Origin of the sequence: Pseudomonas sp. S07E 245, from assembly GCF_019599025.1 — a bacterium.
Lineage (GTDB): Bacteria > Pseudomonadota > Gammaproteobacteria > Pseudomonadales > Pseudomonadaceae > Aquipseudomonas > Aquipseudomonas shirazensis.
Map to the genome: position 1 here is coordinate 4,076,678 of NZ_CP080625.1, position 22,676 is coordinate 4,099,353.

The 22,676-nt window shown below is 64.0% G+C and carries 24 protein-coding genes; 11 read left to right on the forward strand and 13 right to left on the reverse strand.

What is annotated here, in order from left to right; genetic code table 11:
* Positions 1-2: 2 nt before the first annotated feature.
* The 8 genes from K3F44_RS18790 to K3F44_RS18825 all read left to right on the forward strand — a co-directional run bounded on the left by K3F44_RS18790 (position 3) and on the right by K3F44_RS18825 (position 7,883).
* Positions 3-701, forward strand: a complete 699-nt coding sequence (locus K3F44_RS18790; RefSeq protein WP_103435361.1) for an ABC transporter ATP-binding protein — start codon at positions 3-5, stop codon at positions 699-701.
* A complete protein-coding gene (locus K3F44_RS18795) occupies positions 685-1,908 on the forward strand; it encodes an ABC transporter permease (RefSeq protein ID WP_101322610.1) in 1,224 nt (407 codons plus the stop codon). The genes K3F44_RS18790 and K3F44_RS18795 overlap by 17 nt, the downstream gene beginning before the upstream one ends.
* Positions 1,909-1,999: 91 nt before the next feature.
* On the forward strand, positions 2,000-3,448 hold the full coding sequence (locus K3F44_RS18800; protein WP_262500185.1) for a formylglycine-generating enzyme family protein: 1,449 nt from the start codon (positions 2,000-2,002) through the stop codon (positions 3,446-3,448).
* A gap of 20 nt (positions 3,449-3,468) precedes the next feature.
* A complete protein-coding gene (locus K3F44_RS18805; RefSeq protein WP_409035108.1) occupies positions 3,469-4,209 on the forward strand; it encodes a hypothetical protein in 741 nt (246 codons plus the stop codon).
* Positions 4,210-4,219: 10 nt separating this feature from the next.
* Entirely contained in the window at positions 4,220-4,723 is a 504-nt protein-coding gene (locus K3F44_RS18810; RefSeq protein WP_101322613.1) for a hypothetical protein, read from the forward strand.
* A 45-nt stretch (positions 4,724-4,768) separates the two neighbouring features.
* The gene (locus K3F44_RS18815) at positions 4,769-5,998 is read left to right on the forward strand and encodes a hypothetical protein (protein ID WP_220632783.1); all 1,230 of its coding nucleotides are present in this window, start codon (positions 4,769-4,771) and stop codon (positions 5,996-5,998) included.
* A gap of 8 nt (positions 5,999-6,006) precedes the next feature.
* Positions 6,007-7,299: a VWA domain-containing protein gene (locus K3F44_RS18820; protein WP_220632784.1), complete on the forward strand. Its 1,293-nt coding sequence runs from the start codon at positions 6,007-6,009 to the stop codon at positions 7,297-7,299.
* Positions 7,300-7,445: 146 nt separating this feature from the next.
* A complete protein-coding gene (locus K3F44_RS18825; RefSeq protein ID WP_101322616.1) occupies positions 7,446-7,883 on the forward strand; it encodes a CBS domain-containing protein in 438 nt (145 codons plus the stop codon).
* Between the two features lie 8 nt (positions 7,884-7,891).
* Here K3F44_RS18825 and K3F44_RS18830 read toward each other — a convergent pair whose 3' ends face one another.
* From K3F44_RS18830 to K3F44_RS18850, 5 genes are all read right to left on the reverse strand, one after another.
* On the reverse strand, positions 7,892-8,530 hold the full coding sequence (locus K3F44_RS18830; protein ID WP_188036872.1) for an NADH:ubiquinone oxidoreductase subunit N: 639 nt from the start codon (positions 8,528-8,530) through the stop codon (positions 7,892-7,894).
* Between the two features lie 70 nt (positions 8,531-8,600).
* A complete protein-coding gene (locus K3F44_RS18835; protein WP_101322618.1) occupies positions 8,601-8,843 on the reverse strand; it encodes a DUF2789 domain-containing protein in 243 nt (80 codons plus the stop codon).
* Between the two features lie 149 nt (positions 8,844-8,992).
* The gene (locus K3F44_RS18840) at positions 8,993-9,625 is read right to left on the reverse strand and encodes a LysE family transporter (protein WP_150573204.1); all 633 of its coding nucleotides are present in this window, start codon (positions 9,623-9,625) and stop codon (positions 8,993-8,995) included.
* A 100-nt stretch (positions 9,626-9,725) separates the two neighbouring features.
* Complete coding sequence (locus K3F44_RS18845) at positions 9,726-10,313, reverse strand: mechanosensitive ion channel family protein (protein ID WP_101322620.1); 588 nt, start codon at positions 10,311-10,313, stop codon at positions 9,726-9,728.
* Complete coding sequence (locus tag K3F44_RS18850) at positions 10,313-12,223, reverse strand: ATP-binding cassette domain-containing protein (RefSeq protein ID WP_101322621.1); 1,911 nt, start codon at positions 12,221-12,223, stop codon at positions 10,313-10,315. Before K3F44_RS18850 ends, K3F44_RS18845 begins: the two co-directional genes overlap by 1 nt.
* A 50-nt stretch (positions 12,224-12,273) precedes the next feature.
* On the opposite strand from K3F44_RS18850, the gene K3F44_RS18855 reads away from it, so the two are divergent.
* The gene (locus K3F44_RS18855) at positions 12,274-12,756 is read left to right on the forward strand and encodes a TIGR02444 family protein (protein ID WP_220632785.1); all 483 of its coding nucleotides are present in this window, start codon (positions 12,274-12,276) and stop codon (positions 12,754-12,756) included.
* Here the strand turns inward: K3F44_RS18855 and K3F44_RS18860 are convergent.
* On the reverse strand, positions 12,732-13,721 hold the full coding sequence (locus K3F44_RS18860) for an AlgP family protein (RefSeq protein ID WP_220632786.1): 990 nt from the start codon (positions 13,719-13,721) through the stop codon (positions 12,732-12,734). The genes K3F44_RS18855 and K3F44_RS18860 overlap by 25 nt on opposite strands.
* A gap of 188 nt (positions 13,722-13,909) precedes the next feature.
* Here K3F44_RS18860 and K3F44_RS18865 point away from each other — a divergent pair, with 188 nt between their 5' ends.
* Positions 13,910-14,548 (forward strand): FKBP-type peptidyl-prolyl cis-trans isomerase, encoded by a 639-nt coding sequence (locus K3F44_RS18865; protein WP_150573208.1) that lies wholly within the window; start codon positions 13,910-13,912, stop codon positions 14,546-14,548.
* A 9-nt stretch (positions 14,549-14,557) separates the two neighbouring features.
* Here K3F44_RS18865 and rsd read toward each other — a convergent pair whose 3' ends face one another.
* The 7 genes from rsd to K3F44_RS18895 all read right to left on the reverse strand — a co-directional run bounded on the left by rsd (position 14,558) and on the right by K3F44_RS18895 (position 20,949).
* Positions 14,558-15,028, reverse strand: a complete 471-nt coding sequence (rsd, locus tag K3F44_RS18870; RefSeq protein ID WP_101322625.1) for a sigma D regulator — start codon at positions 15,026-15,028, stop codon at positions 14,558-14,560.
* A gap of 228 nt (positions 15,029-15,256) precedes the next feature.
* Positions 15,257-15,763: a disulfide bond formation protein B gene (locus tag K3F44_RS18875; RefSeq protein ID WP_188036877.1), complete on the reverse strand. Its 507-nt coding sequence runs from the start codon at positions 15,761-15,763 to the stop codon at positions 15,257-15,259.
* A gap of 222 nt (positions 15,764-15,985) precedes the next feature.
* The gene (locus K3F44_RS18880; protein WP_188036878.1) at positions 15,986-17,224 is read right to left on the reverse strand and encodes a heme biosynthesis HemY N-terminal domain-containing protein; all 1,239 of its coding nucleotides are present in this window, start codon (positions 17,222-17,224) and stop codon (positions 15,986-15,988) included.
* The gene (locus tag K3F44_RS24880; protein WP_224785570.1) at positions 17,221-18,321 is read right to left on the reverse strand and encodes a uroporphyrinogen-III C-methyltransferase; all 1,101 of its coding nucleotides are present in this window, start codon (positions 18,319-18,321) and stop codon (positions 17,221-17,223) included. The genes K3F44_RS18880 and K3F44_RS24880 overlap by 4 nt, the downstream gene beginning before the upstream one ends.
* Before the next feature lie 45 nt (positions 18,322-18,366).
* Complete coding sequence (locus tag K3F44_RS24885; RefSeq protein WP_224785571.1) at positions 18,367-19,134, reverse strand: uroporphyrinogen-III synthase; 768 nt, start codon at positions 19,132-19,134, stop codon at positions 18,367-18,369.
* Entirely contained in the window at positions 19,131-20,072 is a 942-nt protein-coding gene (gene hemC, locus K3F44_RS18890) for a hydroxymethylbilane synthase (RefSeq protein ID WP_101322628.1), read from the reverse strand. The genes K3F44_RS24885 and hemC overlap by 4 nt, the downstream gene beginning before the upstream one ends.
* A gap of 127 nt (positions 20,073-20,199) precedes the next feature.
* A complete protein-coding gene (locus K3F44_RS18895; RefSeq protein WP_101322629.1) occupies positions 20,200-20,949 on the reverse strand; it encodes a LytTR family DNA-binding domain-containing protein in 750 nt (249 codons plus the stop codon).
* 313 nt (positions 20,950-21,262) lie between these two features.
* On the opposite strand from K3F44_RS18895, the gene argH reads away from it, so the two are divergent.
* Positions 21,263-22,657: an argininosuccinate lyase gene (argH, locus tag K3F44_RS18900; RefSeq protein ID WP_101322630.1), complete on the forward strand. Its 1,395-nt coding sequence runs from the start codon at positions 21,263-21,265 to the stop codon at positions 22,655-22,657.
* Positions 22,658-22,676 lie beyond the last annotated feature (19 nt).

The following is a 22,676-nucleotide window of genomic DNA, read 5'->3' on the forward strand; positions in this document are numbered from 1 at the left end:
TTATGCTCGAGATCAAGGGATTGCGTGTGGTCCGCGGCCAGGGACCACAGTCACACGCCGTGCGCCTGGATGCGCTGCAGTTGCGCGCGGGCGAGGTGTGGGCGGTAACCGGCGAGAGCGGCTGCGGCAAGAGCACACTGCTCGAAGCCATCGGCCTGCTGCTCAAGCCTGAGCGACTGGACTGTTACCTCCTCGGCAGCGAGCAGCACGACGTTGCCCGGCTGCTGGCCGGCGAGCAGCATGCGGCCTTGGCTGCACTGCGCTCGCGCGAGCTGGGTTTCGTCCTGCAGAGCGGCGGCTTGCTGCCGTTTCTCAGCGTGCGCGACAACATCCTCTTGCCGCGCCGTCTGCTCGGTCTGGACGCGCACAGCCATGCGGTCGACAAAGCCGTCGCAGCGCTGAGCCTGACGCCATTGCTGGACAAACTGCCGCAGGCACTGTCGATCGGTGAGCGCCAGCGGGTCGCCTGCGTGCGCGCCATCGCCCACGAACCGCGGGTGCTGCTGGCCGACGAACCAACCGCCGCGCTTGACCCACACAACGCGCAGCGGCTGTTCGAGTTGCTGCTGGAGCTGGTTGCCGAACTGGGCCTGAGCGCCTTGCTGGTGTCGCACGACTGGGCGCTGGTCGAGCGCTTTGGCCTGCCGCGTCTGGGCGCGATCAATGGCCAGGGGGAGACCCGTTTTGAACCCTTGGTATAAGCGCCTGGCGCTGCTGGTCAGGCTGTCGCTGGCAGACCTCTGGCATGACCGCAACGTGTCGCTTTGCATGGCCGCGTCGCTGGTGGCGGTGATCGCGCCGTTGCTGTTGCTGTTCGGCCTCAAGCATGGGGTAGTCAGCCAATTGCAGCAGGAGCTGCTCAGCGACCCGCGCAACCTCGAAGTGAAGATGCTCAGCAGCGGCCATTACGACCAGGCCTGGCTGCAACGCCTGCAACAACGGCCCGAGGTTGGCTTTGCGATTGGCCAGACCCGCTCGCTGAATACCCAGGCCGACCTGCTTGGCGAGCGTGGGCGCTTTGTCGACAACGTCGAAGTGATCCCGACCGCGGCCAACGACCCGCTGCTGGCCAGCGAATTCAGCGCACTGCAAGCCGATCAACTGATCCTCAGCGAGCGCGCGGCACAGCGCCTCGAAGCCAAGGTCGGCGACAGCGTGCGACTGCGCGTCAGCCGCCGCCTCAACGAAGTCAATGAACGTGGCGAGCGCACTCTGCGCGTGCAGGCGATTGTCGCCGCTGTGCGCTTTGCCCGCCCGGCGGCGTTCGTCAGCCCTGAGCTGCTGCTGGATCTTGAGCATTACCGCGACGGCTATCTGGTGCCTGCGTTGGGCGCCGGCAGCGGCCAGTCGCTGGAGGCGGTCGGAGTCGGCTATGCCCGTGCGCGGGTCTATGCACGCGATATCGACAGCGTCGCGCCGCTGGAGCAGTGGCTCAATCAACAGCGCATCGAGACCAGCAGCCGGCTGGCTGAAATCGACAGCGTCAAAGCCATCAACCATGTGCTGGGGCTGATCTTCGGAGTCATCGCCGGCGCTGCCCTGATCGGCTGCATTGCCTCGTTGGTGGGGGCGTTTCTGGCCAACATAGACCGCAAACGCCGCGACCTGGCGGTGCTGCGCCTGCTCGGTTTCACCAGCAGCGCGGTGGCCGTCTACGTGGTGCTGCAAGCGCTGCTGCTGAGCCTGACCGGGTTTGTCGGCGGGCTGGCCTGTTATTACCTGGGCAGTCTGCTGTTCGACCAGTTGCTCGGCAGCAGCCAGGCGACCGGCGCCTTTATTTGCCATATCACTGTCTGGCATGGCCTGGTGGCCCTGCTGCTGGCCTTGCTGGTCGCTGGCCTGGTTGCCTTGATCGGCGCCGTGCGGGCGATACGGATCCAACCTGCGGAGAGTCTGCGTGAACTGTAAAACCTTTGCTCGCCTGGCCCTGGCGCCCCTCGCGCTTGGCTTCGCCCTGGACGCCGCGGCAGCGAGCTGGGACGAAAAATTCTACAACCCCATGGCCGATGCCGACGATGTCGTGCTACCGATGCCGTGTGACGGCGCGATGGTGTTTCGCAAGGTGCTGATCCCGGTGGTCGGGCCGCTCGACGACTACCCGATCAACATCGGCGCCGACAGTGCCGAGTACGGCTATGTCGAGCAGACCCGACCAGCCTTCATCGCCGGCAGCTTCACCAGCGCCAAAGGCGACAAGTCGCGCTATTACCTGCTGGCCAAGTACGAAATGACCCAGCTGCAATACCGCGCCCTGACCGACGAAACCTGCCCGACGCCATCCAACAAACAGCGCCTGCCGGTGGTTTCGATCAGCTGGCTGGACGCCTTGCAGGCCGCCGACAAGTACAACCGCTGGTTGCGCGCCAATGCTGCCGACAAGCTGCCCCGCGAAGACGGCGCGCAGGGCTTCGTGCGCCTGCCGACCGAAGTCGAGTGGGAGTTCGCCGCACGCGGCGGGTTGCAGGTCAGCACTGCCGAATTCCGCGACATTCGCTACCCGATGGCTGACGGCCTGAACGCCCACGAATGGTTTGCCGGTGCGCAATCGGCCAACGGCCAGTTGCAGTTGAGCGGCCTGCTCAAGCCCAATCCACTGGGCCTGCATGACATGCTCGGCAACGCCAGCGAGATGATGTTCGAACCGTTCCGCCTGAACAAACTCGACCGCCAGCACGGCCAGGCCGGCGGCTATGTCGTGCGTGGCGGCAACTACCTGACCAGCGAAGCCGAGCTGCGCACTGCCCTGCGTCAGGAAGAGCCCTACTACAACGCCGAAGGCGCGGTGACCAAGAAAACCAACGGCATGCGCCTGGCGCTGGTGTCGCCGACCCTGACCTCACGCGAACGGGTCAAGGCCATCGAGAAGAGCTGGAGCAGCCTGGGTAACGACCAGCCGGCCGCCGACAGCAAGGACAAAGGCACGGTCAAGGCCCTCGAAGCGCTGGCCTCGAGCGTGCAGGACGAGGCCCTCAAGGGTCAGTTGAAAACCGTCGAAAACCAGCTGCGCGCGAGCAACCAGCAGCAACAGGAAGCCCGCGACCAGGCCATCCGCGCCAGCCTCAACCTGGGTGCGTTCCTTTGCACCAAGATGCTCGACGACGGCCAGTACCTGGACTTCCTGCAGAAAAACTACGCCGCCAACTGCAAGGCCGGCGAAGAAGACCCAACCTGCGGCATGCGCAAGAGCAAGCTCGACGAGCAAAGCGCGCGCCTGCACAAGCTCAGCCGTTACTACGCAAGCTCGCTGGTCGAATCCGGCTCGCTGTATGGCAAGAGCCTGCTCGAAGCGCAGGTGCCGGTGCTCGAAGGGGTGCTTACCGCCAACAACAATCTCAAGGAACTGACGCCGTACCTGCGCGCCCATTGGGCCAACCAGGTGTCGTTCCTCAAGTCGCAGAAAATTGATACCAACGCCTGGCTGAACAGCTGCAAAGCCGTCGCCCACTGACACCACAAGGAAGCGTAATCGTGATGCACAGCAAAACCGCTCGTAGCAGCTCCTGGATGAGCCTGATGATGGCCGCCTGCCTGGTCCTGACCGGCTGCGCCAGCACCGGCAGCTCGATGCTTGGCGACAGCGGCGGCGGCAAGGCCGACCCGCGCCTGACCTCGGGCGCCGACGCCAAGTTCTTCAGCACTTCGGGATACCAGGCCTGCGCCATGGCCGCCGGTGCCGGCGTGCTCGCCTGCGTACTGTCCAACTCGGGCAACAAGGCTGCCTGCGCGGTGATCGCCGGGGTTGCCGCCTGCGGTGTGGCCATGGGCGCCAACTACTACCTCGACCAGCGCCGCACGCAGTACGCCGACACTACCCAGCGGCTGAACGCGATGACCGGCGAAGTGCAGAAAGAAAACGCCAAGGTGGTCGAGCGCAGCAACACCCTGCAGCGGGTGATTGCCGACGACAAACAGCAGATTGCCGACATCCAGAAGAGCATCAAGGCCAAGACTGTCGACAAGGCCAAGGCGCAGCAGGAGATCGCCAATGTCGATACCAACATCGGCCTGATGCGCAAAGACCTGGGCAACATGAAAAGCCGCGTCACCGAGTTCGAGAAGGTCGCCAAACTCGAGCGTGACGGTGGTGCCAGCCCGGCCGAAGTGCAAAAGGTCGAGGCCGAGATCGCCAAGATGAACAACAAAGTCGTCGCCCTGCAGCAGGAAGTCGACGGCCTCTACAACCAGCGCTCCGCGATCACCCTCGGTTAAGGAACAGCCCATGTCACTTCGTCATTGCCTGGGCCTTGCCCTGCTCGCCAGCCTCGGCGGTTGCGCCACCACTGCCTCGCAGTGCAACGCTACCGACAATAGCGCCAGCCTGGTCAGCAAGCTCAATTGCGACTACGGCGGCGGCTATGCCGAAGGCGTGCGCAACAGCGAGCAGCAGTTGGTCACCGCGCAGGAGCAGAACCGCCAGTTCAATCAGGTGTTCAGCGAGCTCAGCGCCCTGCAGAGCTCCACCCGCCAGGACCTGGCCGGCCAGCAACGCCAGCAGGCCAACCTGGAGAAATCCCTGAACGGGCTGCTGGCCACGCTCAAGAGCCGCCATGGCAACAAGCAGGAGGTGCAGCAGCAGATCGCCAGCCTCGAGCAACAGCTGAAGAACCGCCAGGCAGCGCCAATGCAGAACGCCAGCAGCGCGCAGGTCGAAGCGCGCAAGCAGGAGCTCAAGGCCCTGCAGCAACAGGTCAGCCGTTTGCAGCTGAGCCTGGGTTACGAGTAAGCCCTTCGGCAGCTACGGCTGCCGATCCTTTTTCAGGATATCCACATGCAGCGGGTCACCCGCGATACCCGACCCGCGCAGGACGATCCGCGGGTGTTGGAACAGGCCATGGCGATCATCGTCAGGCACTTCCCGGCCAGCATCGCTCATCTCTACGCCACCCCGCGCACCGGCCAGGACGGTGTGCGTGAATGGTGGTCGCCGCTGGAAGGCCAGCCGCAGCGCTATCACGACCTCACAGGCGAACAGCAGACGACCTTGCTGCGCGTCTATGACCAGCGCCAGGACGCCCTGCGCCAGTTGGTCGGCGAGCTGAAGGAACGCGGCCAGGAGCAGGAGGCGAGCGTGCTGCGCGCGCTGATCGGCCCGGCCAACCTTGAGCACCTGTACAGCGTCAATGGCGAGCCACTGCTGGTGCGCTGGGCACAGCCGGCGCCGGTCAAGCCAGCACCGGTGGCGGCAGCGCCAGTGCCCGCACCGCGCCCGCGCCGCTGGATCTGGTTGCCGTGGTTCCTGCTGCCCCTGCTTGGCCTGTTGCTGCTGGCCCTGGCCTTGTGGTTTGGCTGGCCGTACCTGCAACGCTGGTATGAACAGCGCGAGCCGGCCAAATTTGCCTGCATGAAAGACGATCAGGCGCTGCCTCCGGAGTTCTCGGTGGTGCTGGATACCTCCGGTTCGATGCTACTGAGCGTCGCAGCGACGGCGGAGGACGAGCAGTGGTTCTTCCAGAACATCGCCGACCCCGCCATCGATCAGGCGCGAGTCGCCGAGGTTACCCGCGCGCCGGTACGCATCGATGTCGCCAAGCAGAGCCTCAAGCAGATGGTCGATGATCTGCACCCGGCCATCGACACGCGCTTCATCACCTTCGACGGCTGCCGAGCGCCGCTCGACCATGGCCTGTTCACCCCGGCCCAGCGCCCGGCGCTGATCAGCGGCATAGAGGGCCTGGTGCCGAACGACGGCACCGCCTTGAGCGCCAGCCTCGACCTTGCCGCAAAAAGCATGAACGGCCGCGACCGCGATGGCGTGATCGTGATGTTCGTCGACGGCGCCGATGGCTGTGGCGAGGATGTCTGTGCAGTCGCTCAGCGCATCGCCCAGGAGCAGCCGCGGCTGCGGGTCAATCTGGTCAACATCAGCAACAACAGCCTGGCCAACTGCATTGCCGACAGCACCGGCGGCCGGGTCTACAGCGGCGATAACGCCGTGCAAGTGGCGGCCGCGCTGAAACAGGCGAGCCAGGAAGTTTCCAGCAGCAACAACTGCAACTAGGACGATCGATGCAACGGGTAATCCGCGACAGCCACGCCAGCCAGGACGCCGCCGCTGCACTCGAGCAGCGGGTAGCGTTGATCCGCCAGCACTTCCCGCCGGCCATTGCTCACCTATATGCCATTCCCCGCCAGGGGCGTGATGGTGTGCTGGAGTGGTGGTCGCCGCTGGAAGGCCAGCCGCATGTGTATGCCGAGCTGGGCCGCGACCAGCAGGCAGCGCTGCTACAACGCTATGAAGAGCGCCAGGCCGCAGTCGGTCAGTTGGCCAACGAGCTGCAGCAGCGTGGTCAGACCCAGGCAGCAGGCGCCTTGCGCAGCCTGATCGCGCCGCCTGATCTGGGCAACCTCTACAGCATCAACGGCGAACCGCTGGTGATCCGCTGGGGGCAGACCGTGCCGGTGGCCGCGCCACCGCCGCCACCGCCACCGCCACCGCCTGCATCAGCACCCAAGCCGGCGCCGCCCGCAGCCAGGCCGGCACCGCAGCCCAGGCCTGCGCCACCGCCCAGGGCCGTACCTGCGCGGCGCCTGCGGCTGTGGCCATGGCTGCTGTTCGGCCTGCTGCTGGCGTTGCTCTATGCGCTGTGGTTGAACTGGCCAATGCTGTGGGCACGCTGGCAGGCCGATCACAGCGCCATGTGCACGCCGGGCGCTGGCTTTCAGGCTTCGGAGTTCGCCGTGGTGCTGGACACCTCCGGCTCGATGAACGAACGCATCCGCGTCAAGCGCGCAGACGACCCGTGGTACATCAGCCTGCTGGCGAAGATCCCGGTGGTCGAGCAGTTTCTGCCGTCGGGCAAGGCCCCGCCGACGACCCGCCTGAACGTGGCCAAGACGGCCCTGGGCGCGGTCATCGAAGACCTCGACCCGAAGGTGGCGATGCGCCTGGTGACCTTCAATGGCTGCAAGTCGCCCGTCGATCATGGCGTGTTCGCACGTGACCAGCGCGCAGATCTGATCGACCGTATCGCCACGCTCAACGCACGCGGCGGCACGGCGCTCGGGGTCAGCCTGGAGGCGGCAGCGGCCAGCATGGACGGGCGTGAGCGCGACGGCGTCATCGTGATGTTCGTCGACGGCCGCGACAGCTGTGGCACCAGCATCTGCAAGGTCTCCGAGCAGATCGCCCAGAACCAGCCACGGCTGCGGATCAACATCGTCAACATCAGTGCCAGCACCGGTTCCAACTGCGCTGCCAGCAATACCGGTGGCCGGGTGTATACCGCTGATGATGCAGCTGCGGTGGCCGCCGCGTTGGAACAAGCCAGCCGCGAAGTCTCGCAGGGCAACGGCTGCTGAAGCGCAAACGGGCGCACGCCGTGCGCCCGTTTGCAGCCATGACGTTTTTCAATCGACTCCATGCCGTTTTCCGCGTTGCCGTGCAAGGCGCCTTGGCGGATGCTTTATTTACCTGAGCATCCCCCCATTCGCGCACCGAGGCCTGCATGAAAACCGTCGACGAAATCCTCAAGAGCAAGGCACAACACCAGACCGTCTACACCATCGGCCCAACCGAGTCGGTGCTGGCGGCGCTGAAGCTGCTCGCGGAAAAAAACATCGGTGCCTTGCCGGTGGTTGAAGACGGGCGCGTGGTGGGCATCGTCAGCGAACGTGACTATGCGCGCAAGCTGATGCTCAAAGGCCGCTCGTCGCCGTTCACTACAGTGGCCGAGATCATGACCGCAGCGGTGATCACGGTTGAGCCCAAAACCAAGCTCGATGAGTGCATGCAACTGATGACCGACCGCCATCTGCGCCACCTGCCGGTGGTCAGCGAGGGCAAGCTACTCGGCTTGCTGTCGATCGGCGACCTGGTCAAGGAAACCATTACCGAGCAGGCCAACCTGATCAGCCAGCTGCAACAGTACATTCGCGGCGAGTGAAGGTTGTTTCAGTGATAGGCGCTTTCCAGCTCGTCCAGCTGATGGTCGAAGCTGCGCAGGCGCGCTGACCAGGTGTACACCAGCACTTCCAGATCACGGTTGAGCACTGCCGTGCCGCCCTTGCCGGCCACCGGCCCGTCGCCCAGATCCAGCTGGTAGCGCTCACGGGCCATGGCCGTAGCCACGCTGGAAAGGTCGCGGGCAAATGCCAGCCAGTGCTGGTGAGGGTCGTGGATTTCACGGTCGAGCTCGCGGCATTGGCACTTCAGCGCATCCAGGCTTTGTTCAAGCGGCGTGCCCTTGAGCTCGCCCATGACCTCTTCGAAGGTGCGCCCAGAGTGCCAGTAACTGCCCCAGAAATAGCGGTCGAACACGGTTTCGACCCGGCGCAGGGCAACTTTGGTGTTCCAGATGGTGACCAGGGTATGGCCCTGGCTGAGTTCGCGCCTGTTCAGCTGCAAGTGCTGCCAGGCGATCCAGGCCAGCCCGCAGAGCGCCGCTGCCGCGGTGACCGCAGCAGCGGCGTACAGAAACTGCACGGCCTGGTTCAGCTGATGGGTGTGCCGGATACCGTAGAAGTAGCCGGTGGTCAGGGTGCCGAGGATTGCCACGATGCACCAGAAACCGGCTGCATAGGGATCTTTCATCACGCTATCCCCTTGTTGTTTTACCTCAGCATAGCAACGCCACTTCACCCATCAGGTGCCGCTCGGCGCTTTATTTGCGGGGGCGACGCAGGGCTTCGTTGAGTTGATCAAAGGGGATTGCCCAGTCGGCGTCCTCAAGCACCGCTTCTTTGAGGAATGCGCGCTGCGAGTCGCTCCAGAACGGCGCATCGACCAGCTTGATTTCGTTTTTCAGCGGCGAGTGCGAGGTGATGAACTGATCGATGCTCTGCGCATCGTGGTCCAGCCCCAGTTGCATGAACAGTTCGGCAAACTGATGAGTCGGTGCTTCCATGGGTGCCTCCTCGCCAAGCTGGCCGTCGACGACGCCGGCCCGGCGCTGGTTGAGTGAGAGATGAGGTGGCCGCAGCCACCTTGCTCAAAGATAGACACCAGCCAGGCCACTCAAGGTCGAAGCAATTTGCACTTTTTATCCGACAAGCGTCACAGCGGCGCCCGGCGCAGGGTGGCGAGGAAAGCTGCAGCGCCGACAAACAACCCGGCAAAGGTACGGTTCAGGCGCTTCTGCTGTTTAGGCGTGCGCAGCATCCGCAGCACCCGCGAGGCCAGCCCGGTGTAACCAGCCATCACCAGCAGGTCGACGCAGACCATGGTCGCGGCAATCGTCAGATACTGCGGCAGCAGCGCCTGATGCGGGTCGATGAACTGCGGCAGCACGGCGAGCATGAACACCAGCGCCTTGGGGTTGCTGACATTGACCAGCAAACCACGGAACACCAGGCTCAGCGGCTTGCCGATCGGGCGTATCGGCGACTCGGCACTCATATCCATTGGCAGCGCGCGCCATTGCTTGTAGGCGAGGTACACGAGGTAGAACACGCCGAACCACTTGATCACCTGAAACGCCGTAGACGAGGCGGCGAGGATGGCGCCGACGCCGGCTGCAATGATCGCGATCTGCAGCAACAGACCGAGTTGCAGGCCCAGGGCGTTCCAGTAACCGCGCCAGAAACCGTACTGCAGGCCGCTGGACATCGAGGCAATCGCCCCCGCCCCCGGCGACAGGCTGATCACCCAGCACGCGGCAAAGAACGCCAACCACGTTTCCATCGACATGTAGCACCTCATAGCGGATATGTTGCAAAACATTAAGCTAAGAGGTTAGCGGCGAAATCACCAGCGTTTTTTTGTGGGTTTGCAGCAGGTGCGGCTAACGTCAGTCAGCCTGGACAGCAACATCCTTGGCCACACCCGGCACCTCGCTGCCACGCCAGCGCCGTACGCACTTCTGGAAGAACTGGCTATTCGGCACCTGCACCAGCGCGCCGCCGGCATCGGGCATTTCCATCAGGGTGGTGAACAGCAGGTTGATCGCAATCACTCGGCCCTTCACGCCCGGCTTGTCGAGGGTTTCCACCAGCTCGACGACGTCACCGATACGAAACGGGCCGACAGTAAAGATCAGCACGGCGCAGAGCAGGTTGGACAACACGCTCCACATGGCGAAGAACGCCACCGCCGCTACGGCGACAAAGCCTGAAAGCGCGGTCCAGAGCACGGTGGCCGAGACGCCAAGACGCTCCAGCACAAACAGCAGAGCACTGCCCATGATCAGCCAGCGCAGGCCGCCACGTACCGGTACCAGCAATTCTGGTGGCAGTGGATAGCGTTCGCCCAGCCGGCTCAGGCAACGGCCGACAAAACGTTGCAGGATGAACGCTGCGGCGAGGATCAGCAGAATCTGCGCGCCTAGCCACAGCGAGTCCATCCATTGCCCCGGCAGCAGGCCGTGCAGGTCTTCCATCAGGACAACGCCTCAAGTTCGGCCTGCATGCTTTCGAGCAGCTCAAGTGCCTCCATCCAGGCTTCTTCAAGCTCGGCTTCGCGCTGCTTGAGTTTGCTCTGACGCCCGAGCAGATCACGCAGAGCATCCTTGCGCGATTGCTCGTAGAGGCCGCTATCGGCCAGGGCCGTGTCGATCTCGGCCAGCTGACTGTGCACCTGGCCCAGCTCGGCTTCGAGCTTGTCGGCAGCGCGCTTGTGCGGCGCCAGTTGCTGGCGCAGGGCTGCGGCGGCCTGACGCTGGGCCTTTTTGTCGGTCTTGTCCGGGTTGACCGGGGTGCTGCTGACCGGCGCGTTGCGCTGGCGGTAGTCGATCAGCCAGCGGCTGTAGTCATCGAGGTCACCGTCGAAGGTGTCGACCTTGCCGTCGGCAACCAGCAGGAAGTCGTCGGTGGTGCTCTTGAGCAGGTGACGATCGTGAGAGACCACCACCACTGCCCCGCTGAACTCCTGCAAAGCCATGGTCAGCGCCAGGCGCATTTCCAGGTCGAGGTGGTTGGTCGGTTCGTCGAGCAGCAGCAGGTTGGGCCGTTCCCAGGCGATCAGGGCCAGGGCCAGCCGGGCTTTTTCACCACCGGAGAAGTTCACCACCGGCTCCTCGGCACGCGGGCCGTGGAAGTCGAAGCCGCCGAGGAAGTCGCGCAGGGTTTGCTCGCGCTCGGTCGGGGCAATCCGCTGCAGGTGCAGCAGCGGGCTGGCCTTGTCGTCCAGCGAGTCCAGCTGATGCTGGGCGAAATAGCCAACCGAAAGGTTCTCACCGCGCACCAGGCGCCCGCCCAGCGGCTGCAGTTCGCCGGCAAGGTTCTTGATCAGGGTCGACTTGCCGGCGCCGTTGGGCCCGAGCAGGCCGATCCGCGCACCCGGCGTGAGCTGCAGCTTGACCTTCTCCAGCACGGCGGTGTCGCCGTAGCCCAGACGGCCTTCGGAAAGATCGAGCAATGGGCTGGAGATTTTTTGCGATTCGCGGAAGACGAAGTCGAACGGCGAGTCGACGTGCGCTGCCGACAGTTCTTCCATGCGTTCCAGGGCCTTGATCCGGCTCTGCGCCTGACGGGCCTTGGTCGCTTGCGCCTTGAAGCGGGCGATGTACTTTTCCATGTGCGCGCGCTGCGCCTGCTGCTTCTCGTAGGCCTGTTGCTGCTGGGCCAGACGTTCGGCGCGGGTGCGTTCGAAGGCGCTGTAGCCACCCTTGTACAGGGTCAGCTTGCGCTGCTCGACGTGGAGCACGTGGTCGACCACCGAATCGAGGAAGTCGCGATCGTGGGAGATCAGCAGCAGCGTGCCCGGGTAGCCCTTGAGCCAGTCTTCCAGCCAGAGGATGGCGTCCAGGTCCAAGTGGTTGGTCGGCTCGTCGAGCAGCAGCAGGTCGGACGGGCACATCAGGGCCTGCGCCAGGTTCAGGCGCATCCGCCAGCCACCGGAGAAGTCGCCGACGCGGCGGTCCATCTGCTCGTTGCTGAAGCCAAGGCCGGCCAGCAACTTCCGTGCACGGGCATCGGCGGTATAACCGTCGGCGCCCTCCAGCTCGCTGTGCAAGCGGGCCAGCGCAGTGCCGTCGTGGGCTTGCTCGGCCACTGCCAGCTCGGCCTGGACCTGACGCAGGCGCAGGTCGCCATCGAGCACATAGTCGACTGCCACGCGCTCGAGGGTATCGACCTCCTGACGCATGTGCGCGATGCGCCAGTCGCCGGGCAGCTGGCAGTCGCCGCCGTCGGGCGTGAGCTCGCCGCGCAGCAAGGCGAACAGGCTGGATTTGCCGGCGCCGTTGGCACCGATGAGGCCGGCTTTATGACCGGCGTGCAGCGTCATCTCGGCGCTATCTAGCAGGCGCTGCGGACCACGCTGTAAAGTGAGGTTGGTTAGTCTGATCATGATGGTCGCGGAGTCTACCAGCTTCCTCGGCCGCTAGCGCGAGTGGAACCATGCACACCGACCTGTGGAATTACGCCCTGGCCCTGTACGCCCGGCCCGGAGTTGAAGCGGCTTGCCTGCAACTGCAGGAGGACGGCGCCGACGTGTGCCTGCTGCTCTGCGCAAGCTGGCTGCAAGCGCGCCGGGCACGCGTCAGCGATGAGCGCGTGTGCGCCCTGCTGGGGTTAGCTGAGCCGTGGCGAATCGAGGTTGTCCAACCACTGCGCACGCTGCGTCAGCAATGGCGTATGGCAGCGCAGGGCGATGCCGCGCTGGCACTGTTGCGGGAGCAGTTGAAGGGCTTGGAACTACAGGCTGAAAGAACCTTGCTCGAGCGTTTGCAGGCGTGCTCGCAGCAATGGCCCGCAGGCTCGGACGAGACCGCGGACGATTGGCTGGTCCGGGTGGCGCCGGACCTGTGCCGCGACCACGGCGCGCTGGATCAATTGCGCGCCGCAGCGTCAGCCCTTCAGGACGCCGAAGACGGCGACTGAGCTGGGGTGTTGGCCGCTCCAGCAGGCGTTGCCGCTGGTGCTGCCGAGTTGGTGCTGGTTGCTGCGGTGCTGGCTTTGGCGTCGTCTGTTTTCGCAGCGGCTGGCTTGGCGGCAGCTGGCTTGGCAGCCGGTTTGGTTGCTGCGGCCTTGGCCGGTGCTTTGGCAACGGCGGGTTTGGCTGCAGCGGCTTTAGCTGGCGCCTTGCTGGCTGCAGGCTTGGCAGCAGCAGGTTTGGCTGCAGCCTTGGCGGCAACGGGTTTGGCAGCGGCAGGTTTGGCTGGCGCTTTGGCAGCCGCCGGTTTGGCAGCGGCAGTCCTCGCTGGGGCTTTGCTGGCAGTGGGCTTGGCAGCTACCTTGGCCGGTGCTTTGGCAACGGCAGGCTTGGCTGCAGCGGCCTTGGCTGGTGCCTTGCTGGCAGCCGGCTTGGCGACAGCTTTAACAGGCGCTTTGGCAGCAGCTGGCTTGGCGGCGGGTTTGACCGCAGCGACTTTGGCTGGAGCTTTGCTGGCAGTGGTCTTGCCGGCTGCCTTGGCTGGCGCCTTGTTGGCAGCAGGTTCGGCAACAGTGCGTTGCTCGAGGGCCTTGGCGGCTGCTTCACGGACCTTGCCTACGCCTTGAGCGATTTTCAGGCTCTGCTGCGCATCGCGCTTGAGCTGCTGGATGTAGATGCGGGTCTGCGATTGACGCTCTTTGAGCGAGTCGAGCACTTCTTCAAGTTCGCTGGCAGCCTTGTGCGCCTTGTTCTGCGCCTTGGCTTTTCCAGCCTGGGCAGCGTCTTGCAGTTTCAGCCGCGAACCGTGCAGTTTTTCCTGCGCCTTGCCGCGTTGTTTTTCCAACTTTGCCAACAGTTTCTCTGCATCCGCCAGCGCTTGCGAGCAGGCATCTTCCAGATGTTCGAGCAGGCTACCGGAAAGTTGCTGGAGCAGGTGCAACGGCGTACTTACTGGCTTCTTCTTGGCCGACATGGTTTACCTCCTGGCTGATGAGATTGCGGCTCATACTATGCTTCTGCTGCTACCGCCGCTAGGGCATCTTGACAGTATTGCTGGGGCCGCGTTGCATGCCTGGGCAAAGTTGTTATGGTGCAGCTCGAGCAAGTGTAGTTGGCCCTTGTTCGGCTGTTGCTACTTGGCCATCGCGTCCGGAGTCGATCGTGTCCCGTTATCTTCTGCTCAGCCTCTGCCTGCTCGCGCCACTGAGTGTTGCCGCGCCGGCCAGCAATACCGATCAGGATATGGCCTACAGCCTGGGCGCGAGCCTCGGTGAGCGGCTGCGTCAGGAGGTCCCTGACCTGCAACTGGAAGCCCTGGTCGAAGGCCTGCGCCAGGCCTACCAAGGCAAGCCGCTGCGGCTCGATCAAGCACAGATGCAAAGCCTGCTCGAGCAGCATGAAACCGAGGCCCAGGGCAGCCAGGCACAAGCGGCTGAAATCCGCTTCATGGCCAATGAACGCGGCCGAGTCGGCACCCATGAGTTACCTGAAGGAATTCTTTACAGCGAGTTACAGGCAGGCACTGGCGCGCAGCCCAAGCCCGGCGGCAAGGTGCAAGTGCGCTACGTAGGACGTCTGCCGGATGGCTCGGTGTTCGACCAGAACCAGCAACCGCAGTGGTTCAGTCTGGACTCGGTGATCGAAGGCTGGCAGGCGGCGCTGCCAAAAATGAAGGCGGGAGCCAAATGGCGTTTGGTGATCCCTTCGGCGCAGGCTTACGGCGCCGACGGGGCGGGCGACCTGATCGCACCCTATACCCCGTTGGTATTTGAAATCGAATTGCTGGCAGTGGCCGACTGATCGAGAAGATCAGGCCTGCAGTGCAGCTTCCTGTTTGTGTGCGGTGTGCAGCACTTCGATCAGGCAGTCTTCCAGCTCGAAGCGTTCGCGCAGATGGCCGCCCAGTGCTTGCAGGGTCTGGGCGAAGCGCTCAGGGTCGTTGCACTCGGCCTTGTCACAGTGATCGTTGAAGTCCAGCGCGATCTGGGTGATGTCGGTGATGCGTGGGGTCATGTCTTCGGCCAGCGCCAGGGCGCGCTTGTCGTCGAAGGCCTTGGCCTCGCTGAGCAGCTGCTCGAACACTTCGAAATGCCAAGCCGATACATAGTCGACCAACACGCCACAGAAATCACGGCTCTGCGCCTTGTCAGCGAAGGCTGGCTTGGCGTCGCGCAGTGCGCGGAAAGCCACCACCAGCTCCTGGCGTTCCAGCAGCCAGCGATCGATCAGCTTGTGGACCCCGCCCCAGCGTTCCTGGGCATTCTGGCAACTATCGAGCATGGCAGTTCTTCCCTTCTGGGTAGATGCCGCTGCACCTCGTTGCGCAAAGGTGCGCGACAAAGGGACGTCAGCAGTACGGCATCGAGCAGTTGTGTTTTCAGTGTCCGTGCTGGGAGATTATTCCCGCACGTGCTACCCATCAAGGTACGCATCGGACAAAGTTCATACAAGCGTTTCATCCCTTGATAGCGCGCCGCCGGTCGAACCATGCGCCAAGCTTGCGCTGGATCAATGTTGGGCGAGGCGGCGCAAACGATCAGCCACCAGCCGCGACAGCGGCAGCGCTGCCAGCAGCAGGAAGGCCAGCAGGCTCCACTCGGGCAAGGTCAGGTCGAGAAAGCTCCAGGACAACGCGCCGCAGTCAGGGCCACCCTTGAGCAGGGTTTCCAACGCTTGCCGCCACGGCTGCTCAAACACCGTCGGCAGCGGCTGCAGGCAGGCGCCATGAGCAAACTCCGAGCCCTGCAGCCAGACCTGCCGCGCCGCCAACAGCGCGCCGCTGGCGGAGCAGGCCAATGCCAGCATCGTGTAGACCAGCCAACCGAGACGCTGCGGGGCATGCACCAGCGCAACCAGGCAGACCAGCGCATACAGGCCCAGCAGCAGGCGCTGGCCGGAACACAGCGAGCAAGGCAGCAACCCCAGGTTTCTTTCGAGGGCGAAAGCGGCAAACAGGATCGCCAGCGAGGCCAGCAAGCCTGGGGAAAATAGAGTACGAAAACGGGCCAGCGGCATGGCGATGGGGTCCCGGAGGAGTCAATGACGTGGCTTGAGACGGTAGAGGAAATGGGTACTTTGTTTCAAGGCAATACAGTCGGGACAAGTCTCTGATTGCTGAGGAAAGTTTACCGATTGCTGTGGGAAATTTCCGAAGGGGGTCATCGCAAATTGACTTCACCGCTTCAGATTAGATACCAGCCCTTGGGCCTGCGCGGCTTGCGCAGACCCAAGGGTCGGTCAAGCTCGGGCGCCGTCTGGCAACGGCAGCGCCAGCAGGCGCTCGTCGAGCAGGCCAAGGCCTTCCTGGAACAATTGGTTGCTGCGTTCGGTTTCACCCAGGCTCGCCAGCAACCGCGCCAGCTCGGCACAGGTTTCCGGGTTGCGCTCAAAACGCAGGCTGCTCTCAAGATAATCGCGCGCCTTGCCCCACAGGCGGTTCTGCAGGCTCAAGCGGCCTAGGGTCAACAGCAGGCTCGGGTCCTGAGCGTGCTCTTTGAGCCAGCCTTCGGCGGTTTGCAGCTGGCGCGCTGGGTCATCACCACGGATCAGCCCGTACAGCCGGGCCAGATGGCTTTCGTACTGGCGTTTGAGTGCCGCACGCAAGACCTGCTCGGCTTCGCCCTGAGCGCCGACCTGACGCAGCTGTTCAGCGTAGGCGAGCACCAACTGCGGCTCCTGGCGCTGCGCGGCGGTCAGCTGCTGCCAGGCGCGTTCCAGCGCCTGCCGGGCGGCTACCGCATCATCACCACGTGTCGCGGCGATGCTCAGGTTCTGGCCCCAGGCACGCTGCTCCAGTGCAGCCAACTCAGTGGCTGGCAATACCTTGCCCTTGCGCAGGTCAGGCAGCAGCCGAATCAGCGCCGGCCAGTCGCCACGCTGCAGGTGCAACTGCTGCAGCAGGCGCAGCACCTGGCCGTTATGCGGGTGGCGCTGTTGCATCGCCAGCAGGGTTTCGAGGGCACCGTCGCTGTCGCCGCGATCCATCTGCAGTTGGGCGTGGGTCAATGCCACCGCCAGTTCGGCCTGGGGCTGACGCTCGAGCGCGCGCTCCAGCAGGTTGTCGCTTTCTTCAGTGCGGCCCAGCTCGTTCGCCGCGCGGGCGGCGCCGAGGTAATACAACAGCGGCTGGCGCTCGGCTTCAGCGGCGCGGTGCAGGTGACGCTGCGCGCTGGCCCAACGACCTTCGGCCAGGTCCAGTTGGCCCTGTTCGATGGCGATGCGCGTGCGCCGGCGGCGATTGCGCCGCGACCATGGGTTGACCACCCCGGTCGAACTCAGGATCAGGCCAAGCAAGTAGCGCAACAGCCACAGCACTACGATCAGGCCGATCAAGCCACCCAAGGCGGCCCACAGACCGGACTGATAGCGGAAGCTGCCGTAGGACACCATCACGTAGCCGCTGTGCTTGGCCACGGCGATGCCCAGCGCTGCGGCAACCACGATTGCCAGCACCGCGAGCAGATAGACTCGCTTCATGGCTTGCCCCCTTCGGCGTTGGCCGGCAGGTGGCGGCGCTGAATGTAGGCCTGTACCGCCGCCAGGCTTTCGCTGAGGTCAGGGGTGACCACCGACACTGGCTGCTCGGCCAGGGCGTTGAGACTGTCGAGCATGGCCTTGCTTTGCGGGTTGTCGGCGTTGAAGTTGGCCAGCAGTACGCTGCGAGCATCATCCAGCGCCTGGGTATAAACCTTGGCTTCGCCATTCAGGGCCGCCCATTGGGCCTGCTCGATGGTCAGGCTCAGGGCCAGGCGCAGTTGATTCAGCGACTGCCCAGCCAGCAGTGGGCGAACATTGTTGTCGGCATCGAATTCGATCTGGAAGTACTTGGAGATCTCGGCCCACCAGCGCGACCAGCGACTGCTGGCATCGCCATCCGCAGTCAGCGCGCCCATGGCGTCTGCGCTGCTGTCGAATTCAGGCGACTGGGCACTGAGCTGCTGCACCTGCTCACGCTGCGCCGCCAGCTTGAGGAACAGGCCAGTGCGGTCTGGCTGCTGTGTGCTGTTGAGTGTGGCCAGGCTGCGGGCCAGCTGCTCGCGGGCGGCGAATGAACCTGGGTCGCTCTGTTCGCGGAGAATCTCGTCGGCACCTTCTACCAGCGCTTTGGCGCTGGTCACATCCTGCAGTGCAGACAAGCGCAAGGTCGCCAGGCGCAGCAGGTGCTCGGCTTCGGCCAGGCGCCATTCCTTGCGGCTTTCGCCCATTACCGTATCGAGCCGCTGGCTCAAGCGCTGCTGGTCGCCCTGCAACTGTGCCACCAGGCGCCGGCGGTCTTCCAGCTCGCTGGCCGGCGGCAAGCTGGCAAGTTGTGCGCTGATCTGCTGATCTCGCTGTTGCAACGCTGCGGTCTGCTCGCTGAAGGTTTCCATGCGCTGGCTTTGACCCAGCTCATTGCCCTGCAGTTGGCGCACTTGCCAGACACCCCAGCCGCCTACCGCAACACCGGCTGCGCCGAGCAGCAGGGCAACGACGGCAATGCCATTGCCTGAGCGCTTGGCCGGCGGGCTGACAGGGGTTTGCGGCGCGTCGAGCACCGAAGGCTGTTCATTCTGCGACAAGACAGTTTCGCTCACGTATCCATCCTTTGCATGGGGGCGCGTCGCTCTGAGCTTAGCGCCTTAAGAGGCAGGTGCAGCGCTGCGCTGCACAGCTGCCAGCAAGGCCGCGGCACTGGCGCCACGGCAATCCACAATCTGTTGTGCACCCAGCGCGCGGGCCTGCTCGGCTACGCGCGGGCTCGGCACGAACAACGGCAAGCGCGCCAGGCGCGGCCAATCGGCGTCTGCCAACTGGCGCAAATGTTCAAGACCCTGCCCACTGCTGACCACCAAGCCGTTTAAGCGTTCCCGATCGACCCGCTCGCGCAGGGTATCGGGCGGGTAATCCGGCAGGCAGCGACGATACAGTTGCAGATAATCGACACTAGCACCTAGCTCGGCAAGACGCTCTGCCAGCAGTTCACGACCCCCTACCCCGCGGACAATCAGGACACGCGGCGTAGGAACGGCGACAGCCTTGCGCAACTCGGGCAAGCCAAGCAAGGCCTCACTGTCGTCTCCCTGGGAAGGGAATGTCACCAAAAGCCCGGCGTTCTGCAATACCTGCGCGGTCGCCTCACCGACGCTGAACCAGGCGTTGGACGGCGGCACCAGGCCGGCTTTGGCCAAGTTGGCCAGCAGCAAGCGCGCAGCGGGCTTGCTCACCACGATGAATGCCTGGTAATTCGCCAGCTGGCTCAGCAGCTGGCGTTGCGCGTCATCCACAGTGACCGGCTCGATCGCCAGCAAGGGCAGGCTGCTGCTGGCGATGCCGGCGGCCGCCAAGGTCTGCGCCAGTGCCGCACAGTCCTCTTCAGGCCGGGTCAGCAGCAGGCGCCAGCCGCTCACGGATGGCCGGCCTCGCCGTAGACTTCCTTGAGGATCGCCTCGGCGCCCTGCTCAAGCAGGTCTTTGGCAACCTGAACGCCAAGCGCTTCGGCATGCAGCCGCGGCGCCCGTGCTTCGGCTGCCAGCAGCAGCCCGCCGCTGGGTTGGCCAACCAGCCCGCGCAGCCACAACTGCTCGCCTTCAAGCACGGCGTAGCAGGCGATCGGCACCTGGCAACCGCCGTTGAGGTGCTTGTTCAAGGCACGTTCGGCCACCACCCGGTCGGCGGTGTCGACATGGTGCAGCGGCGCAAGCAGGGCGTGGATTTCGCTGTCGGCGCTGCGGCACTCGATGCCGACTGCGCCCTGGCCACCGGCCGGCAGGCTGTCGTCGACACTGATGCTGGCGCTGATGCGGTCTTCGAAGCCGAGGCGGATCAGGCCCGCCGCGGCCAGAATGATCGCGTCATATTCACCGGCATCAAGCTTGGCCAGACGGGTATTGACGTTACCGCGCAGGAAGCGAATTTGCAGATCCGGTCGGCGCGCCAGCAACTGCGCCTGGCGGCGCAGGCTGGAGGTGCCGACGATGCTGCCTGCAGGCAATGCGTCAAGGCTTGCGTAGGTATTGGAAACGAAGGCATCGCGCGGGTCTTCACGCTCACAGATGCAGTACAGGCCCAGGCCTTCAGGAAAGTCCATGGGCACGTCTTTCATCGAATGCACGGCGATGTCGGCTTCGTTCTCGAGCAGGGCGGTTTCCAGCTCTTTGACGAACAGGCCCTTGCCGCCGATCTTCGCCAGCGGCGCGTCGAGCAGCTTGTCGCCACGGCTGACCATCGGCACCAGGCTGACGATCAGGCCTGGATGAGCCTGCTCCAGACGTGCTTTGACGTACTCGGCCTGCCACAGGGCAAGGGCACTTTTACGGGTGGCAATGCGGATTTCGCGAGTGGACATGAAACGCCCCGATGCAGAGAAATGCTGCCGATGATAACAGCTACTCGGGACCTGCCTGCAGACTCAGGTCAGCAATCGGTGGTGCCGCGCCAGTGCGCGCGAGCGCAGCGGCGCCGAGGGCGAGCGATCAGTGCAAGCCCTGCATCATCTTGCGCACGCCTGCTACATGGCGGCGGCTGACGATCAATGCATCCTCGCCCATGCCCTTGAGGTAGAGCTGGAAATGCCCCAGCGGCGTACGCTGCAGCTTCTCGATACGTTCCCGGGCAACCAGCGCGTTGCGGTGGATGCGCACGAAACGCTCGCCGAACTCGTCTTCCAGCGCTTTGAGCGGCTCATCCAGCAGCACTTCACCGGCCTCATGGCGCAAGGTCACGTATTTGTGGTCGGCAATGAAATAGATCACCTGTGACAGCGGGATCAGCTCGATGCCTTTGCGGGTGCGCGCACTGATGTGGTTGCGCGGGTTGCCGCCGTCTTCAGTGGCTGGCCGGGTCAGCGCCGCCAGCAGCGCGCGGTTGGGTTTTTCTGCCTTGCGCAGGGCATCGCGCAGGGCCTGCGGCTGCACCGGCTTGCTGACATGGCTGAGGGTGCTGTCCTTGAACGCTTCGCTGCCGTATTCGTCATCACCGGTACAGAACACCACCGCTGGCGGCGCTTCGCGCTCGCACAGGCGAGCAGCAACCTGCAGGCCGTCCAGGCCGGGCATGCCGATATCAAGCAGGACCACGTCAGGCTTGAGGCTGTCGATCAAGGCAAGAGCTTCCTCGCCATTGGTGGCGCTGGGCTCCAGTACCGTGTAGCCCTCCTGCCCGCCGAGCAAGCGGCTGAGGTCTTCGCGGGCTTTGGGTTCGTCATCAACGATCAGGACATTCATAGTTGCGCTGGATTCCTGAATGAGTCTCGCACAAGTAATAAGCGTAAACCGGGCTCGGTAGCCCGACGCCGCAGTCACGCTCTAGACCCATGCAATGGCCAAAGATTCACTGGTCTGACAGATTCAGCGCCAGCCTATTGTCAAACTGTAGACGCTTCGTGGAACGCTGCCGTTCAATCGGTAAATATCCTTTGCAGTAACTTCGCCGGTTGATTTCCTGCTGTTTCTAGCGACCGATGCCCTGCGGCGGGCAGTGCAACCCTGTTATTATCGGCGCCACTTTTTATCGTTCACGCCTTCAACGAGTGAATCCATGAGCACTGACAAGACCAATCAGTCCTGGGGCGGCCGCTTCAGTGAACCCGTCGACGCCTTCGTCGCCCGCTTCACCGCTTCGGTAGACTTCGACAAGCGCCTGTACCGCCACGACATCATGGGTTCGATTGCCCACGCGACCATGCTGGCGCAGGTCGGCGTACTCAGCGACGCCGAGCGCGACACCATCATCGACGGCCTGAAGACCATTCAGACCGAGATCGAGGCCGGCAACTTCGACTGGCGCGTCGACCTTGAAGACGTGCACATGAACATCGAAGCGCGCCTGACTGATCGCATCGGTGTCACCGGCAAAAAACTGCACACCGGACGCAGCCGCAACGACCAGGTCGCCACCGACATCCGCCTGTGGCTGCGTGACGAAATCGACCTGATCCTAGGCGAAATCACACGCCTGCAGAAGGGCCTGCTGGAGCAGGCAGAGCGTGAAGCCGAGACCATCATGCCCGGCTTCACCCACCTGCAGACCGCGCAGCCAGTGACCTTCGGCCACCACCTGCTGGCCTGGTTCGAAATGCTCAGCCGTGACTACGAGCGCCTGGTCGACTGCCGCAAGCGCACCAACCGCATGCCTCTGGGCAGCGCCGCGCTGGCTGGCACCACCTACCCGATCGACCGCGAGCTGACCTGCAAGCTGCTGGGCTTCGAAGCGGTTGCCGGCAACTCGCTGGACGGCGTTTCCGATCGCGACTTCGCCATCGAATTCTGCGCCGCGGCCAGCGTGGCGATGATGCACCTGTCGCGCTTCTCCGAAGAGCTGGTGCTGTGGACCAGCGCCCAGTTCCAGTTCATTGATCTGCCGGATCGCTTCTGCACCGGCAGCTCGATCATGCCGCAAAAGAAAAACCCCGACGTACCTGAGCTGGTGCGTGGCAAGAGCGGCCGTGTGTTCGGCGCCCTGATGGGCCTGCTGACCTTGATGAAAGGCCAGCCACTGGCCTACAACAAGGACAACCAGGAAGACAAGGAACCGTTGTTCGACGCCGCCGACACCCTGCGCGATTCGCTGCGGGCGTTTGCCGACATGATCCCGGCAATCAAACCGCGTCACGCGATCATGCGCGAAGCGGCCCTGCGCGGTTTCTCCACCGCGACCGACCTGGCCGATTACCTGGTACGCCGTGGCCTGCCGTTCCGTGATTGCCACGAGATCGTCGGCCATGCCGTGAAATACGGCGTCGACAGCGGCAAAGACCTGGCCGAAATGAGCCTTGAAGAGCTGCGCCGCTTCAGCGATCAGATCGAACAGGATGTGTTTGCCGTGCTGACCCTGGAAGGCTCGGTAAATGCACGTAATCACATTGGTGGGACTGCACCTGCCCAGGTGCGTGCGGCCGTGGTCCGTGGCCAGGCGTTGTTGGCTTCGCGCTAAGCGTCATGGCGGGCTGCCC

Bases quoted from the DNA above. Each gene is read 5' to 3' on its own strand.
- K3F44_RS18790 (WP_103435361.1), top strand. From the start codon at position 3: ATGCTCGAGATCAAGGGATTGCGTGTGGTCCGCGGCCAGGGACCACAG.
- K3F44_RS18800 (WP_262500185.1), top strand. From the start codon at position 2,000: ATGGCCGATGCCGACGATGTCGTGCTACCGATGCCGTGTGACGGCGCG.
- K3F44_RS18810 (WP_101322613.1), top strand. From the start codon at position 4,220: ATGTCACTTCGTCATTGCCTGGGCCTTGCCCTGCTCGCCAGCCTCGGC.
- K3F44_RS18815 (WP_220632783.1), top strand. From the start codon at position 4,769: ATGCAGCGGGTCACCCGCGATACCCGACCCGCGCAGGACGATCCGCGG.
- K3F44_RS18820 (WP_220632784.1), top strand. From the start codon at position 6,007: ATGCAACGGGTAATCCGCGACAGCCACGCCAGCCAGGACGCCGCCGCT.
- K3F44_RS18825 (WP_101322616.1), top strand. From the start codon at position 7,446: ATGAAAACCGTCGACGAAATCCTCAAGAGCAAGGCACAACACCAGACC.
- K3F44_RS18830 (WP_188036872.1), bottom strand. From the start codon at position 8,530: ATGAAAGATCCCTATGCAGCCGGTTTCTGGTGCATCGTGGCAATCCTC.
- K3F44_RS18835 (WP_101322618.1), bottom strand. From the start codon at position 8,843: ATGGAAGCACCGACTCATCAGTTTGCCGAACTGTTCATGCAACTGGGG.
- K3F44_RS18840 (WP_150573204.1), bottom strand. From the start codon at position 9,625: ATGTCGATGGAAACGTGGTTGGCGTTCTTTGCCGCGTGCTGGGTGATC.
- K3F44_RS18845 (WP_101322620.1), bottom strand. From the start codon at position 10,313: ATGGAAGACCTGCACGGCCTGCTGCCGGGGCAATGGATGGACTCGCTG.
- K3F44_RS18850 (WP_101322621.1), bottom strand. From the start codon at position 12,223: ATGATCAGACTAACCAACCTCACTTTACAGCGTGGTCCGCAGCGCCTG.
- K3F44_RS18855 (WP_220632785.1), top strand. From the start codon at position 12,274: ATGCACACCGACCTGTGGAATTACGCCCTGGCCCTGTACGCCCGGCCC.
- K3F44_RS18860 (WP_220632786.1), bottom strand. From the start codon at position 13,721: ATGTCGGCCAAGAAGAAGCCAGTAAGTACGCCGTTGCACCTGCTCCAG.
- rsd (WP_101322625.1), bottom strand. From the start codon at position 15,028: ATGCTCGATAGTTGCCAGAATGCCCAGGAACGCTGGGGCGGGGTCCAC.
- K3F44_RS18875 (WP_188036877.1), bottom strand. From the start codon at position 15,763: ATGCCGCTGGCCCGTTTTCGTACTCTATTTTCCCCAGGCTTGCTGGCC.
- K3F44_RS18880 (WP_188036878.1), bottom strand. From the start codon at position 17,224: ATGAAGCGAGTCTATCTGCTCGCGGTGCTGGCAATCGTGGTTGCCGCA.
- hemC (WP_101322628.1), bottom strand. From the start codon at position 20,072: ATGTCCACTCGCGAAATCCGCATTGCCACCCGTAAAAGTGCCCTTGCC.
- K3F44_RS18895 (WP_101322629.1), bottom strand. From the start codon at position 20,949: ATGAATGTCCTGATCGTTGATGACGAACCCAAAGCCCGCGAAGACCTC.
- argH (WP_101322630.1), top strand. From the start codon at position 21,263: ATGAGCACTGACAAGACCAATCAGTCCTGGGGCGGCCGCTTCAGTGAA.